This is a genomic window from Candidatus Bathyarchaeia archaeon (genome assembly GCA_035935655.1).
Classification (GTDB): Archaea; Thermoproteota; Bathyarchaeia; order 40CM-2-53-6; family 40CM-2-53-6; genus 40CM-2-53-6.
The window spans coordinates 66,359-81,601 of the sequence record DASYWW010000013.1 but is presented as its reverse complement, the minus strand read 5'-3'; the positions used below and the strand labels follow the sequence as shown (position 1 = coordinate 81,601).

Annotated in this window: 17 protein-coding genes; 9 read left to right on the top strand and 8 right to left on the bottom strand. The window is 51.4% G+C overall.

Features of this window, described 5'->3' with window-relative positions:
* Positions 1-86: 86 nt before the first annotated feature.
* Positions 87-962 carry a hypothetical protein gene (locus tag VGS11_02825; GenBank protein ID HEV2119031.1) on the top strand — a complete coding sequence of 292 codons (876 nt, stop codon included), beginning with the start codon at positions 87-89 and terminating at the stop codon, positions 960-962.
* Between the two features lie 7 nt (positions 963-969).
* On the top strand, positions 970-1,311 hold the full coding sequence (locus VGS11_02820) for a hypothetical protein (protein ID HEV2119030.1): 342 nt from the start codon (positions 970-972) through the stop codon (positions 1,309-1,311).
* 21 nt (positions 1,312-1,332) lie between these two features.
* Here the strand turns inward: VGS11_02820 and VGS11_02815 are convergent, their stop codons facing one another.
* Entirely contained in the window at positions 1,333-1,599 is a 267-nt protein-coding gene (locus tag VGS11_02815; GenBank protein HEV2119029.1) for a hypothetical protein, read from the bottom strand.
* Between the two features lie 305 nt (positions 1,600-1,904).
* Between VGS11_02815 and VGS11_02810 the strand changes: the two genes are divergently transcribed.
* Positions 1,905-2,480 carry a hypothetical protein gene (locus tag VGS11_02810; GenBank protein ID HEV2119028.1) on the top strand — a complete coding sequence of 192 codons (576 nt, stop codon included), beginning with the start codon at positions 1,905-1,907 and terminating at the stop codon, positions 2,478-2,480.
* Between the two features lie 607 nt (positions 2,481-3,087).
* Here VGS11_02810 and VGS11_02805 read toward each other — a convergent pair.
* The 6 genes from VGS11_02805 to VGS11_02780 all read right to left on the bottom strand — a co-directional run bounded on the left by VGS11_02805 (position 3,088) and on the right by VGS11_02780 (position 8,701).
* Positions 3,088-4,332, bottom strand: a complete 1,245-nt coding sequence (locus VGS11_02805; GenBank protein ID HEV2119027.1) for a Coenzyme F420 hydrogenase/dehydrogenase, beta subunit C-terminal domain — start codon at positions 4,330-4,332, stop codon at positions 3,088-3,090.
* Positions 4,333-4,335: 3 nt separating this feature from the next.
* Positions 4,336-5,604 (bottom strand): LAGLIDADG family homing endonuclease, encoded by a 1,269-nt coding sequence (locus VGS11_02800; protein HEV2119026.1) that lies wholly within the window; start codon positions 5,602-5,604, stop codon positions 4,336-4,338.
* Between the two features lie 328 nt (positions 5,605-5,932).
* Complete coding sequence (locus VGS11_02795; GenBank protein HEV2119025.1) at positions 5,933-7,078, bottom strand: NADH-quinone oxidoreductase subunit D; 1,146 nt, start codon at positions 7,076-7,078, stop codon at positions 5,933-5,935.
* A 7-nt stretch (positions 7,079-7,085) separates the two neighbouring features.
* Positions 7,086-7,568, bottom strand: a complete 483-nt coding sequence (locus tag VGS11_02790) for an NADH-quinone oxidoreductase subunit C (protein HEV2119024.1) — start codon at positions 7,566-7,568, stop codon at positions 7,086-7,088.
* A complete protein-coding gene (nuoB, locus tag VGS11_02785) occupies positions 7,565-8,116 on the bottom strand; it encodes an NADH-quinone oxidoreductase subunit NuoB (GenBank protein ID HEV2119023.1) in 552 nt (183 codons plus the stop codon). Before nuoB ends, VGS11_02790 begins: the two co-directional genes overlap by 4 nt.
* 186 nt (positions 8,117-8,302) lie before the next feature.
* The gene (locus VGS11_02780) at positions 8,303-8,701 is read right to left on the bottom strand and encodes a hypothetical protein (protein HEV2119022.1); all 399 of its coding nucleotides are present in this window, start codon (positions 8,699-8,701) and stop codon (positions 8,303-8,305) included.
* A gap of 193 nt (positions 8,702-8,894) precedes the next feature.
* Between VGS11_02780 and VGS11_02775 the strand changes: the two genes are divergently transcribed.
* The 3 genes from VGS11_02775 (at position 8,895) to VGS11_02765 (ending at position 10,766) form a co-directional block, all read left to right on the top strand.
* Complete coding sequence (locus VGS11_02775; protein ID HEV2119021.1) at positions 8,895-9,281, top strand: hypothetical protein; 387 nt, start codon at positions 8,895-8,897, stop codon at positions 9,279-9,281.
* 183 nt (positions 9,282-9,464) lie between these two features.
* The gene (locus VGS11_02770; GenBank protein HEV2119020.1) at positions 9,465-10,277 is read left to right on the top strand and encodes an ATPase domain-containing protein; all 813 of its coding nucleotides are present in this window, start codon (positions 9,465-9,467) and stop codon (positions 10,275-10,277) included.
* A 33-nt stretch (positions 10,278-10,310) separates the two neighbouring features.
* Positions 10,311-10,766 (top strand): hypothetical protein, encoded by a 456-nt coding sequence (locus VGS11_02765; protein ID HEV2119019.1) that lies wholly within the window; start codon positions 10,311-10,313, stop codon positions 10,764-10,766.
* 117 nt (positions 10,767-10,883) lie between these two features.
* Here the strand turns inward: VGS11_02765 and VGS11_02760 are convergent, their stop codons facing one another.
* Positions 10,884-11,279, bottom strand: a complete 396-nt coding sequence (locus VGS11_02760) for a PPOX class F420-dependent oxidoreductase (protein ID HEV2119018.1) — start codon at positions 11,277-11,279, stop codon at positions 10,884-10,886.
* Positions 11,280-11,496: 217 nt separating this feature from the next.
* Here VGS11_02760 and VGS11_02755 point away from each other — a divergent pair, with 217 nt between their 5' ends.
* From VGS11_02755 to VGS11_02745, 3 genes are read left to right on the top strand one after another with little or no spacing between them, the layout of a single operon-like run.
* Positions 11,497-13,626, top strand: coding sequence for a PKD domain-containing protein (locus VGS11_02755; GenBank protein HEV2119017.1), 2,130 nt, complete (start codon positions 11,497-11,499; stop codon positions 13,624-13,626).
* Positions 13,623-14,408 (top strand): MinD/ParA family protein, encoded by a 786-nt coding sequence (locus VGS11_02750; GenBank protein ID HEV2119016.1) that lies wholly within the window; start codon positions 13,623-13,625, stop codon positions 14,406-14,408. Before VGS11_02755 ends, VGS11_02750 begins: the two co-directional genes overlap by 4 nt.
* Positions 14,398-15,222 (top strand): 4-vinyl reductase, encoded by an 825-nt coding sequence (locus tag VGS11_02745; GenBank protein ID HEV2119015.1) that lies wholly within the window; start codon positions 14,398-14,400, stop codon positions 15,220-15,222. Before VGS11_02750 ends, VGS11_02745 begins: the two co-directional genes overlap by 11 nt.
* Positions 15,223-15,243: the final 21 nt, after the last annotated feature.

Sequence of the window (15,243 nt, the reverse complement as noted above, 5' to 3'; positions counted from 1 at the left end):
ACGATTCTTCTTCGCGCTAAAAAAACAATGTTCCATCTAGTGTGCCAAGACTTTTCAAGGACTAAGCCCCCTCGCAGACTCCAGTCTTGGAGTTACACCAGCACGACGTAGTCTACTTCGGAGTTGTCAACCTCATCGACAACGGCTACGTCATGGGCGCGATAGACGTCTGGAAATGCCGGTCTTGCCCACAGACCTTCTGCGAAGACAAACGCTACGGAGTGATAGACCTCGCCCCCGAGGTCGGGCTTCCAAAGATAGAGCCTGGATCAAAATGGGCCGCCCTAATCTGTACAAGAAACAACGGGTCCAACTGGACACTGATCCAGACGAAGCCTGGTGCTACTATTCAACACTCGTGTACTCCTGACACGAAGCTCGAACTCAGAATTGGACCCGACTATTCGATAGAGATGGGTCCCGCCTCGGGCATAGGACAGCACAGAATCATTCTCGTGGAAAACTTCGTTAACGCGCCCGTTGATGTCATAACGGGAAAGAAACATCTTGGAACAACCAACGCGAACCAAGCGCTAGGAAAACCGTTCTCGTTCACACCACCGTTATCGGCAGCTGTAATACAACCATCGAGATACAACGTTCTCAATCTGACAAGCATCCTCTTCATCATCTCAGGAATCTGGCTGGGCCTGATCGCTTCGTTCAGCCTCGGTACGCCTGCTGTTTCCGGTGTATTTGCAATTCTCGCACTGGCTGCAATAGCATCAGGAATCCTATTGCGCAGGCCCAAACTCTGGCCCGCCACGCTAGGCCTTGCGGCAACTGCGACAGCGTTTGTTGCCCAGCTATTGGTTCAGTTTGGAGGGGGTCTCACGGTGAGCGCCATAACGTTAGACATACTCCTAGCAGCGTCTGTCGTCGCCGGCTGGCTATCATGGTCGCGAGTCCGGAGCCTCAGAGCGAAACAATGGCACCCACTGGACATGCCAGCCTACGGTTGACTTATCAGTGAGTTCTGAGAACCCTTTTCGAAAAGCTGAGGAAGCTCAGCTGCAGTACGAGATGGACATTTTCATCGACGAGATGGGTGAATCGAGCGGTGTCGGCGGCGGAGTCGCAAATTTCCTAACAGGTTACGCGATCTATAAAGGCGAAAAATTCCCGTTCGAGGCCGTCGCCTACGGACGAATAGGCGGCCAGAACGTCAGCCCAATACTACAACCTGAAGCAATCAAGAGACTTGAAGAACTCAATGTCGACCTGGAGCTTTTCACAGCCCGACTACAGAGAAAAATGGTTGAGGGAGAGATGACTCTGAACATTCCCGAGGGAGCCGCTCCCCCAGAATAGAATCCTACAAAGACAATCGAGCTAAGAATTGATCGGCACCAGAGTTTCGCCGAAATAGTATGCCTTCAGATTGCAGAACTCACACCAGGCGCCAACCCTGTTGTCGGTCCGGTCTGAAAAGTAGACGTTCAGCTGTGTGTGCCCACATCTTGGGCATGAGTTGTTGGTGACCTTCTCCAATAGTATTGCCGTGAATCTATCTTGCCAGCGTGGTATTATCCGGTAGATGGTGGTAAAAGTAAAACTGAGGATCGTCCCGACGACCTCTTCATCTAGACGCCGCGTCAAGTATTACCGTCGGAAAACCTGGCTTTGTCGAGAGGAGAATCGGCGGGCAGAGTTTCTTGCCTATTTAAGGCGGGTGTTACTCGGGAGTTTCGGGATTAGTTACAACCGGGGAATTATCCTAACACGCAGAGTCTTCTTATTGACGGTTAGGCGCATGAGCCAATGCATCGTAATCTGCCCCTCCTGCGGGAGAGAAATATTGAGCGATGACCAGGTCCGAAGAACCCCGCGGGGACGGATTGTATGCGAACAATGCGCCGAGGACACGTACCTGGACGTCCCATTGACTTGAGGAGAGAAAAAACATGGAGCCAATTATCTTCGAATTCCTCGGTGGACTACTTGCTGGCGCCATGGTAGGACTCATGGTGGTGTTGAGAATCAAGCACTCTGCGCCTAAGATGATGCCAGTGCTCGCCATTAAGAAGGCCAGATTATCTCCCGTGTTAGCCCATCATCGAAAAACTTCTCACACCAAGGGTCGGGGCACCGTCACCGTCGCCAAAACAAGAAAGAGGGCCAAAACGAAAACTCCGGACGCGCCAATCGCGTCGGGTCAGCTCCAGAGCGCGGCTGCTGCCATGGTATCTTTCGATTCCTGTCCATCTTGTGGGCTACAAGCGCCGGGATCACTTTTGGCTGAGCATTTCCAGGGAAGCCCCTCTCACAGAAATGGCCCTCCGAAAATTGTGCAAGCAGATCCTATCGAGATCCAGGCGGTAGAGGAGGCCGAGGAAGAGGATTCGAAGCAGTCGGTGAGAAATCTCTTGCAGATGCTTGTTCCCCCCAGAGCGTTCGGCCGTCGCCACGCTCACAGATCAGTAGGCCCAATTTCCTCGATTGTCAAAGACTTGGGCTCGCCGCATAGGCGACTCCCATAACAGCAGCACCACTCTTCCTAGAGAAGATATCGCCCAGATTGAGCGCTGTTCCCGAATCTGGAATGCTCGTCAAGATCTCGGTCCAAATTGTTCAGGGGAAGACCTAGATTTCCCGCATCACAAATCTTGTTCAAAGCCTGGATCGTGCCCTAAAGCACAATATTCGCCCATTATCCATACCAGACAGGAAATCTTCTCTAGAAAACAGGAGGTGGGGATAAGGGAGGAACATCTCGAGACGTGACAGTGGTTGAGTAGAACCGCCTGATCCTCGAAATCGCCTATTATCAGCCCTGATCTCGAATCTGTCGCATCACCTATATCTCTGACAGGAATCGTTCAGGGGATCACCGGATAACCCCAGCAAATCCCAGAGCTATCCAAGCATAGATCGCGCCCCAAATCGCCAGACTCGCCCATTATCTCTGCCAGCCGGAAATACTTCCAGAAAAAAGGGGGGTACTAGCGACGCGGTCTCAGGCCGCAAGAGCGGTCTGCCCAGACCCTTGTGAAAGAACCCTTGGAAGCCATGCGGAGCATTCAAATCTGGAAAGATCTCTGCGACTAGACATATTTCGACAAGAGGGATGAAGCATGGTCGAGTTTTCTAGTGGGGAATCTCCAGCGGCGTCAAGGTTGGTTCTGGCTTGGGGAAAGCGGTTTCGTGACGCAGATATGCAGACGGGTCCCTCAACCGTTTCTTCTCGCATAGTTTCTCGAGGAACTTTATCCCTTTCCCAATCGGATCGAGTGGTTTCATGTCCAGGTACCCTGCTTCAACCGCGCCTCTCAGTATCTCATCTCCCCTCGGGCTTCTAGTAATCACGGTGCTCCACCCAGGCGCGGACCCTATCGCACCCACTGCAATGTCAGCCAGCTCAGCAGAGTAGTCAACACAGACGTTGCATTCTTCCCGCGCTGCGGCGGCGACAGCCTCAACTGGTTCGTCGATGGCTAGCTTGTCGCCGGTGTACACTAGCAACCTGTTCCGTTTGATGTTGACTTTCGTAACGTTGTTGAGGTCTATTCCTCGCTTGCCCTGGACATAGTCGACCATCATCTTCTGATAATCAAACACCTTAGAGCAAAAGAGACCGATCGTGAAAACAAGATTTCTCACAAGTTTCGGTGCTGCTATCCAGTGAGTGCCCATGCGCCAATTTCCCTGAAGTTCGCACGGCAAGCCGACGAGAGCGATACGTTCCTCCTGGAAGTTGACAATCGACCGGTTGGGAATCGCCACCTCTGCCAGCCCCCCTACCTGGCCTCCTGGAGTGTATCTGGAACCAGCGTGGTTCAACAAATCCTCCTTTGTGCGCGCGATCTGTGGCTCTGGCCGCCAAGGCTTTCCTGAGGTGAGGCCGGAGTTGACGGCATAGTCGATTATCTTCCGATCAAGCGCGTATAGGAGAAGCGAGGTTACGGCACCACCGTCCTGGGCGCGCTTGACAACATCGGGGTCTTTCGATTTGACCGAGTATGATCCAACGTGGATTCCGAGAATCGCCTCTTCAGCATTTCTCGATCGTCCGAAGACCTGTTGCTCGATCTCCGCTAGGGGCAACTCGACCCTCGGGCAGCTGTAGTAGCAGACTTGGCAGGCAGCACAGGTGCCTCGCATAACTGGCTCTTCTTTTTCGCTGTGAAAGAGAATGTCGATCGGACAGGAAGCGATGCAAGCGCCACAGTACATGCAGAGGTTCTTGTTCACAACCTCCTGGATGAGATTGCCGAAAATCTTGAGCTTGATCGGCCGTGCCTTCCAGCCCTCACCCTCAACGGTGGATTTTAACGGCGTAGTCTGTGGAGCCAGTAATGGCGTCGCAGTTTTCGGGGCAGTTTGTCCTGACAATGTCTAATCCTTCTCCACAGGCACCTGCGACGCGCCTCCGACGGTGTCAACGCTGAAAACGTATTTGTCAGCTTTCTTTACCGGCTGCTTGGCTAGTCTCTCAGGACTCCATACAAGCCGATCCCGGGTATACTCAGCAATATCATACTCAACCGTCTCCTCTAATGCAAACTCTGGACAATAATCCGTACAATTGTGGGCTGTTACGTTTCCCGCCACATAAGACTCGTCTCCTTCAACCGACAGATTCACAACGGGTTCATCACGAACTTCAACTGAGGATATTTTCTCGATCGGTGCGTAGACAAAATCTGTGTCGATTTCGAAACGGGAAAACGTCTTGACCCTTTTGTCCTCAAATGTTATCTCCATTAGGTCCGCCATTGCTGGAACGAAACGGCCTCTAACGGTCACCACGTAGTTTGGTCTCTTATTAGCATGGTTGGCAAGTGCGATCTGGCCAACGATACCGATCCTAAGGAGGAGTTGTTGCAGCTGGAAGGCGAGTGTCCTAGAGATTGTTGTGTACTCGAAGAAAGTCGAACGATTGCCCTCTGTTGGGCTGTGAAGGTAGCCGTCACCTCTCCATGCACCACGTACGAGTTCTCGCTGCTTCTCGGTCGGTGCAAACATGACCCAATCCGGAAGTTTCTTGTTTTCCGCGCCATGGCCAAAACCCTCGAAGAACTGAAGGGCGACTACAGAGTGGAGAAGGACGTGGGTCGAATTGTGTATGGTTGATCTCTTGGTTTCCTTGCCAAAATATTTCTCGAGGAGTCGTGCTGAGTCGGCAATGTACTCTCTTTCATGTTCTCCGAATGAGAACCCGACAGTTCTCTTTGAAACGTAGCCTTCTGCAAGATAGTACCCGATCAGCCTAAAAAGATCGGGCTCCGTTCTCAGGCTCAGCCTAATTTTGAGGCGTTTTCCTGTGCTGGGTTGCCCGAGTATGACTTCCTTTTCGTAAACCTCTATATCCCGACTCTCCTTGGCGACCGGCATCGTCAGGTAGTCGCCCCGTTTCAGTTCAAGGGGTGTCTTCCAAACTGGAGCGCGTGGTCTCTTCTCAAGTCTTCCCTTCTTGGTGATGCTTCTGGAAGACACTAGAAGGGGATGATCCTGCGTCACCTTGAGAGGGAAAGGTGTTCCCAATGGTTTGATGCTGTAGAACTTTCCCGAGTAGTTTCGGGTGAGGACCTCGCGGACTCGGCGGTAACGCCCGGTGTGAGTCAAGACCCAGTCGCCAGGCCGTACCTGGCTTATCGGCGACACCGATGGATTCGTCGATACAAGTGTATCAGGTGCGACACAGAAATGGCAAAAACAACAGCGGCCATAGAAGTATTGCGGGTACCATCTCTGACCCCGTGGCACGATAGTGATACATTTCTCAGGACAGATCCAGGCGCATATCCCACAACCGGTACATCTATCGAGATGAAGCAGATGCCGTCCCCTGTACCCTTTCTCAACCGCGTACCTCTGTTGCGGAAATCTCAGCGTGTAGGGTCTGTGGAAGAGATGGCGAATCCCTGTAAAATATGCAATCAAAATATTGACAGCTGCTTTCGCTTCACCAATAATCGGTGCCATCGATCTTCTACCTGTCCGCCTCAACTGGCCAGTAGTCTATACTCCACCAAGCCGTAGGCATATCCGCCAAACGGCCTCCAAGAAGAACTGCAGGTATAGCAGCCATGTTTCGATAAGATCCTGTGATGTATCGCGCTCGATAGGGCTTGTCTCCTCCTTCCCCGATGAGATAGAAACTGCATTCTCCCCTAGCCGACTCGACTCGCCCATACGCAACGCCACGGGGCAGGACTATCGGGGCCTTTCTTCTGATCGGCCCTGCAGGAATCTTCTTGACGATCTGGCGTATGATTTTACAACTCTCCCGCATTTCGTCCATATGGACCATTGCCCGGCTAAAGGAATCGCCCTCGGGACGTGTTGAGACTTCGAAATCTAGCTCGGGATAAGCAGCATACGGCTCATCCTTTCGGAGGTCAGCATCAACGCCTGAGCCTCGGAGAGTTGGTCCAGTGCATCCGAGCTCAATTGCTCTTTCCTTTGAAAGTACTCCGACGCCCTTAGCACGGGACGTGAACAACGGGTTGTTGAAGAATATCCGGTCGTATTCTTTGAGACGTTTCTCAAAGTACTCGGTTCTCTTGACAGCTTCTTCAGCGAACCCTGGGGGCAGGTCACGGCGCACACCGCCTGGAACAAGATAGGAGTACGTGATTCTAGCCCCGGTAAGCTTCTCCGCGAGATCAATAAACAACTCTCTATCACCGAGAGGCCACATGAACATAGTAGTGTGCCCGAGGAATACACCGTAGATAGAGAGCCAGTAAAGATGGCTCATTATCCTGTTCATCTCGTTCAAGAGAGTTCTGAGATACTGTCCTCTTCTCGGAACCTCGACGCCCTGAATCTCTTCGATGGCCCTTACCCATGCATGGTTTAGGTTGGAGGCGTCGATGATCGAGGGTCTCTCGATAACAGGGATGCTTTTGATGATGTTCCTGAGTTCAATGATCTTCTCGATTCCCCTGTGAACATAGCCCGGGTCCGGTGCGACATTGACGATGATGTCCCCATCCACCTCGACGATTAACCGCATGTGTCCTGAACCGGAGTGCTGGGGACCGACACTCAGCGTGAGAGTTTGGGCTCCAGAGTCCGAGGTCTCCGTTGACTCTACGGTTGTCAGGGGAACAGGCTTAGGTGGTGCGGACATTGTCGCTTCAGTCCGTGGGGAATCGTATGTCTTTCCTGAGAGGTGGTGGTCCATCCCAGTTGTCGGTTAGAAACAGTTTCTCCAATCTCGGGTGTCCATCAAATGTTATTCCGAACATCTCGAAGCTTTCCCGTTCATAGTTCTCGACTCCAGGCCAGACTGAGACAAGAGATCCCACCTTCGGGGTGTTTCTGGGAACTGACTCTTTCAAATCGAGAACGAGATCTCGCATTTCCTTGATGCGTATTGATGAGATATGGTAGACTATCTCGAACCTGCTTTCTCGGTTGAAGTCAACAGCAGAAACCCCGTTTGGATGGTCGAAGCCGAGCTTGTCTCGGAGAAACACCGCGACATCCCTGATCTTCTCAGGTGCGACGGTCACTTCAAGCCTAGCGCGACGAATGATGTTAGTTTCCTTGATGTCGGTGGAAAAGTTTTCCTTCAGCTTCTGGATGAGATCATCTTCTCTTTCATGGGAGAGACTCATCCCTGTTCGTACACCTTTGACCTTCGAATCTTCTCTTGAAGCATAATAATCGCCTGCTCCAAAGCTTCTGGTCTCGGCGGACAACCCGGGACGTAGACATCAACCGGGACAAACTCGTGCGCACCATTCACTATGCTATAGGAATCATGGAATAGGCCGCCAGACATAGCGCAATCCCCCATAGCAATAATGTATCGAGGCAAAGCCATCTGGTCGTAGATCACCCGGAGCCTTTTCGCCATCTTCTTCGTAATGGTCCCTTCGATCACCATGAGGTCTGACTGCCGAAGAGAACCAATCGGCAAGACTCCGAACCGTTCAAGATCATGACGCGCCCCACTGGCCGCACCAAACTCGGCACTGCAGCAAGCAGTTGTGATGTTTACCGGCCAGAGAGAATACATTCGAGCCCAGTTGATCACATTTCGAATCGGCTCTGTGTCAACCACCTTCTTGACGAGATCACTTAGTTTTCCAACCCATATACTGAGCCCCTCTGCGAGCGTCGCAACGGGATCTTGCTCCTGGGCCGTTCTCTGAGTGGACAACTATCTCTCAACTACCAGCTTCTAGGCTGTTTTACCTATTTATCCGCATCTTCACGACTATAACGCGCTATGCGTTAATTTCTCGCGATTCGCCGTGTTAAACTCCCTGACTTGATTCTAATGGGGACCGAGATCAACTTTTGACCGAGCATTTGCACGCTGGCGGCTCTCTTCAATCTAGAACCCTCATTTTTGAGGCGCTTTCTTCCTGTAGGCAGCTGGATCGAACGGTCTTTCCTTTTCCTGCGCTGTTGGTTTGAAGCTCTCGGAGATCAGCAGTTGGAACCCTTCCAGGGCATTATCGATCACTCCCTTCAGTTCATCTCCCGCGGAGATGTCGTGTGTAACCGCCCCTCTCTGGTTGACGATCTTCGACTTTCTCAACACCTTTGCCATGTCTGCCTCTGCGAAGCCACAGAGCTTCATGAGACTGATCAAATATAGGGACGTTTTTCCGTCGAGCGATTCTTTGGAAGCACCGATCAGCTTAGCCAGCTCTGCGCGGTAGATGTTTCCTTGTTTCGAGATGGCCGCGTCGACGAGGTCCTCCAGAATCGGCACGGGCACCCTGACGAGGATAGCCATCTAGAACGCCTTGACTCGATTGAAATCTATGCATCCGGGAAGATAAGTTACGGGGTAGAAAAAAGGTCTGGTACTTTTCGCCTTCGTCATCTCTGTTTCTGAATGAGGAGCCAGTCAAAGCGTGTTAAGGAGTGAAGTTAATAGCCTCAACCAGCTCTCTCTACCCTGAGTCGAAGCGCTCAGGCGTTAGATAATGGCTAAGCTGGAAACATCGTGCATGCTGGAAAACTTTCGAAGATTCATGATAACCAGCACGTGCCGTTCCTTCATTCCAAACGAGTATGGAATGGACTTTTCGGTCTTCCCAGAACGAGCCCGTGAGCTTGGAACCATGTACGTTGAGGCCGAAGACAAAGTGACTTTGAGCAGGGTGAACGATATCAGCTTCGTCCGCGTCAGCTACGTTCTAGGCATAATCTACAACTCCAAAAGCGGACACACCCAACTGAAATGGAGACATGTTAGAGGCGACCAGGGAAGATTGAGCGGAGAGGCGAGCACCAACACGATGGTGAACCTCTACGAAGCCGGCGCGCTCGACAAATCCTTCATCAGAACAATCGCAGCCCAGATTCACTGAAGTGAAAACATGCGACGTCCATTCTCCAACTTGATCAGCGAGTCTTGACACTTCTCGATTCTAAGTCTCTGAACCCGCTCTAACTCTGCAATCCATAAACGACCAGTTTACCCTTGAGGCTCAATGTCGAGACAGTTACAACATCCTTTATCTCGACAACTGAATCCGTGGACACTCGAAAGAGTGGTTAGGCTGCCAAAGTCGTTTGAGACTGGAATTGACGCAGTAGACAAAGTCCTTCCAAAGGGCATACCCAGAAACAGCCTCACGATCCTCGCAGGAGATCTTGGCACTGGAAAATCAGTGCTGATGGAACAGCTCCTCTACAGCATGCTCAAGATAGAGAAGGAGCCGTGCATCTACATGAATTTTGAAGGGCCGCCGATAGCTCTTCAGCAGGATATGGAGTCCTTCGGCTGGGACATCGACCGGTACCTAGATTCTGGGCAACTCAGGTTTCTAGACTGTTTCTCTTTCAGGATGGAACCAACTGAGACTCCGAAATATTCTCACTTTGTCAAGGATCCTAAAGATCTTCACTCCGTCACAAGTGCACTATTCACAATGATGGAGGAGATGAAGATGACCGGAAGAGGCGCTGTATTCGTCGATTCCTTAACAGAGATGTTTACTCTAGTTCAGGAAGAGAGGCCGTTGGTCTTCCACATGCTTGACGGAGTCAAGTCTTGGCGGGCAAAGGGTCCCAAGGAACGCCTTGTTCCGTTCTTCTGCTCGCACCACACTCCTTTGCGAGCCTACGCTGATCTGGACGATCTATTGTTCTATGTCGTGGATGGAATAGTTGATGTGAGATTCAACCCAGGATTCGCTGATAGAGGCCTCCTAGTCAAACAGTTCAGGATCCGAAAGATGAAAGGCGCGCCCCATGAAACGTATTGGGTGACATTCCAAGTCACCCCCTCTGGGATTGTAGAGGTTCCGCTCCCAGTCCCTGTACTGACGTCGGACAAGCCTCGTACAGGCAAAAAGAAGTAGCGCTCACCGAACCTTAGCTTGGAAGGGCTTACAGTGCCCACTGCTCATCACCCTCCCGTTCACCATGAGACTGATCATTCGATTCCTACAAATCACGCCACTCCTCACAGCGGTGCTCCACGAATCAAGGTTCCGTACTCCAAGAACCCAGTTTATGTCGCTGAGGGCTACAGTCCGCCCGTAGTCGCCGGGCGCAATTTCGAGTACGAGACGACACCGCAAAACGCTGCCTACTGGCAGGCGCTTACCCTAACGTATAGACAGGCGATGAAGAAAGAAGCCGACACCCGCGGTATCGATCTCAGGCTCCTCCTCGATGAGCGACGCTCAGGAGCCTTCCATTGTGTTGGCTGTGGCAAGCCTATGGTCATGAGAGAGATGTTCAACAACGGCGACAGGGTCTATCAATGCTGGAACGGGGATTGCGTGAAAAGAATCATCCGATATCAGTATCAGGCCCATACAGGACGCGTTATCGAAGTCACTTAGACAGTTTTTTCTCGACGCTCTCGCCTAGAAGACCTCATAGTAGATTGGCTGGCAAAGAGGCCATTTCACTTAGGAGAGGCTTATACTGAGTTGTTAGATTGTTCTTTCCGAGCCGCTTTACCGCATTCGGGAAACGTGATGAGGTTCGATTTTCAGAAGGACCCTATGTTCGCCGGGTTTCCGATTCGGATATTTTTCCTTGCCAGTGTACTTCTTCGACATCTTGTCGATATGATCCTCAGCTTCGCGTCCCGTGACCTGTTCGATGACTCGTCCTCGAATCATTACGAGCTTGTACGGATTCCCTTGTTCTGTGATCGCCATGGCAACCTGTGGGTTCTTCTTGATGTTTCTATGCTTGACACGACCCACGGCCGTGTTAATGAGAATGTAGTGACCGTCAGTATCAACCCAAGTTGGAGTAACCTGAGGAGAACCATCAGCATTTACTGTGGCGAGGAAGATGAAATTCTTACCTTCGAGGATCTTTCGTGCATCATCATCGAGTTTCATAATGCTTGACGCTATGAATCCTGGCTGAGGGTGCTCCCTTTATCGGTTTCTTCGAGAGAACCACCGGTTCTCAGGTGAACACTTGGTTTGCCTGATACCTGACCGAACGAATTGACCGAGCCCGCTCGGTACCTTCGGCTCGGGTTCGAAGTTACGTGACGCTTTAGTCCCGTGCTGGTTCTGGTTCGACAGGTTCTGTTTCGCGGGGAGCAGTCAGGTGCCACAAGCAAAAGCGACTAGGTACGCTGTCCTCTTGTTTCTCTCAATCCTCGGCATCTACATGTACGTTGAAGTGTCGCCTCTAGCTTACGCGGCGGGGCCGACAACCTACACGCTGACACCCCTGCCATTTGTAACACAAGAAGGGTACACAATCACTCTGATTCTGAGTGTCTCCGGAGCACTTCCGAGCACACTTTATCAATTCAACTTTTCAGTTCGAGACCCATCGACAAAGGTCTGGGTGTCTCATGTCCAAAACTACACGACGTTTTCAACCCAAACTCAATTTGGGCTTGTCGTGCAATATCCCAGCCCCTCATTCATAGGTAATGGAAGAAGCTCCCTTGTCGGACAATACGTCGCCTGGGTAGACGAGATCAGGCCTCTAGTAGCATCCAACCCTGTCGCAGTAACACCGAACGGCTTCTACTTCATTCTGACAGATTTCACAGAATATCAAAGGACTCAAACCGTAGGGATCAGAGCCAGTGGATACAATGCTTCAGAGACCGCAACGATAATCATTCGAACCCAGACATCCTCAACAGTAGTTCTCAACGCTACGGCGACAGCCTCATCAGCAGGACTGATCATAGGTTCATGGAAAATTCCAAGAACTGCGGTCCTGGACAACTACCTAATCACGGTGACAGGCAAGAGTACCGCGAAAAATCCGGCCGATGCTCATTATTTCTTGGTGCACGCCGCTTCCATGTCAGTTCCCACATTCACTGCGAGCAAAGCTTCGTATCAGAGGACAGAGACGATGAAATTCTCGTTTACAGCGCGGTATCCAGACCTACAGTATGCTAACAGCGGGACAGCCTTAGTAACTCTGACGAGTCCCGGGGGAAACAGTGTATCACTCACAGCCGTCTATGACAGCGTCACCGCGACTTTCGACGCAATCTACAAGACATTCACTGACAATCAAACGGGTACATGGACGGCCTCACTAGGAACTAACGGGTTTGATGACGGGTTTGGAAACACTGGCCCGAGCGCCACACTCACCGCATCGCCGCAGCTTCAACCTGCGACTCTCGCTGTTACCATTATTTCGAAGTCTTACTTTGCAATAAGCGAGCAGATCAAGTTCAATGCCACGATCCAATACCCTGACTTCACTATCCTAACCAATCAAATAGGTCAAGCACACGCTTTCCTCCTCTTCTCAGGCGGTGGACACAATGATACAATATCACAGTTGGTATTTGATTCAACCCTCAACCTCTGGGTTGGAACTTATGCTCCAGGCATCGAGCCCGGAGGACTATGGTCGCTAACAGTTGCAGGAGCCGACTCCGCCTCCCCTGCAAACATGGGAAAGGCGACGAAGACTATCCAACTGCAAGACCGCATACCATTTTCGACTTTCACCTTTACAAGCGGAACGATCCTCACCTCTGTGCCGGTTAGCTTCGATGGAACTTCCAGCTACGACCTTGACGGAACAATCGTTGGCTACGCCTGGGATTTTGGAGACGGGTCAACAGGATCGGGAGCCACTCCTACTCACGGCTACTCGATCGCTGGCACGTACTCAGTGAAGCTCAATGTTACCGACAACAGTGGGTCTACACAAGTTTCTACACAGACGGTGACCATCACCGACAGGCCTCCTGTCGTCTCGCTGACACTATCCTCAACTACCGCTACGCCCGGACAAGCGGTGATCCTTACTATTTCGGCCTCAGATCCTGATGGGACGATAGCAAGCACGACTGTGAACTGGGGAGATGGAACAACTGATACGATTTCTGGCCCTCCGACAACAGACAGCCACACCTATTCCTTGGCAAGCGGAACCTCTTCGAAAACTTACACCATTTCCGTGACTGCCCACGACAATAGCGGGTCCACTTTTTCGGCTACGTCGAACCCAATTTCCGTGCAAACAGTTCAGCCGAGCAGTAACGTCTCGTTTCCGTTGTACTATTTCGGAATCCTTGCCGCTCTGATCGCCACGCTCTTGATCGGCGTTTTTCTCGCATTCAGGAGACACAAGGTGACACATGCGAGGTTGAAGATTGATCTTGAGGCCGTCAAGGCTGAAGCGGGACGGATCGAGAATCAGGAGTTCTTCCAGTCGGTGAAAGATCAGTTGAAGAAGGATAAAGAATGACAAAAGTAATCGCCGTTCACTCTTTCAAAGGAGGAACCGGGAAAACAACACTAACCGCAAACCTAGCAGCAACACTTGCAAAGAACCATAGAGTAGGGGTCATGGACCTTGACCTGTCAGGTCCAGGCTTGCACGTGCTGTTCGGATTGAAGAAGAGCGAGATCAAGGCAACGCTCACCGATATCTTTCTCGGAGACGCAACTCCAGCGGATGTTGTAATCGATCTCACGCAGAGGTTCAACCTCAAGAAAGGAGGATTGTTCTTCTGCCCGGCAAGCAACAAGGTCGAGGACATGCTTCGCCTGCTAAAATCAGGGCTCGAAGTCGAGATATTCCAAGACACAATCCAGAAGGTTGGTGAACAAAACAAGCTTGACTACATCATAGTCGACACTCACCCTGGAGTCGAGAATGATACCGTTCTTGCGATGGGCTGCTGCGACGCTCTCGTCCTTGTTTCCAGAGTAGACCAACAGGACCTATTTGGAACCGCAGTAATGGTCCTCTTAGCAGAAACATTCGAGAAACCCACATTTCTTACATTAAACATGGTCCCGCCTGGCGTCAGGATCAAAGACGCGATGAAAGTCGGCCTGGAACTGTCTCAGCTGTTTAGGTCCCACTTCCTACAAGCCTTCGAGTTTCAGTTGGACGTCATCAACAACCTAAGCAGATCCGTATTCGTCGTAGACAACCCCGACTCGCCCTTCGCCAAGAAGGTAACTGAAGCCGTAGATACCTTAGAGAGAGAATTGTCAGGAGCGACAAAGATTGCAAACTAGCCCCAAACGCTCAACAGGCTACGACCTACGAAGACTCGTAGGATCAGTGAACCAGCTCCGCTTCAACGACAACAGGGGAGAAGTGTCATTCTTCGGACAGAAAATGATCATTCTAAGGAGAGACGTTATCCGGATCATGAGAGAGGCGCTGGAGAGACTGGTCGGAGATCAGTCCGCGCCATTCCTATCATACCTCGCTAGCGGCATCGGAGTGCACGAAGGGAGCATTTTCAGAGAAAGCATAGGGTCCACAGGCGAACAGAGCAGACAAAGTCTAGAAAATCTTGTTCACTCAGCACTTGAGGACACAAACCTCGGACTTGGCAAGATCAGGATCAACGGGCTCGACTTCGACAAGAGCAGTGCGAACATAATCGTGAGCAACTGCTTTGAAGCCATGGAAAACGGGCCCTCGGAAGAGCCGAACTGCATCTTCACTAGCGGCTTTCTAGCCGGAATATTCGCCGAAGTTCTCGACAAGACTGTTCAGGCAAAAGAGGTACGCTGCATGTCGCTGGGAGCCCCCGAGTGCGAGTTCCAAATATCCCTCGTCGAAACAGGCGATGGACAAGAAGCTGAGAAGCCGAAAGTAGACTTGAAAGAGTTTGACGGAAAGGCTCCACCGAAAGGGGAAGTCAAACCAGGCACAGGGGGAGGCTCGACTGACTCGAAATCAGCAATGGGGTCCTCGAAAGGATCCTCGGAAGACCAGACCGAAGAATCAGACGATGCAAAGATTGATGCCGGGGTGGAGAAGGCGGCCAGAATCGCCAAACACAAACAGCACTTCTGGAACAAGTTCAAGAAGAGCTAGATCGATCTAGACAGTCCAATA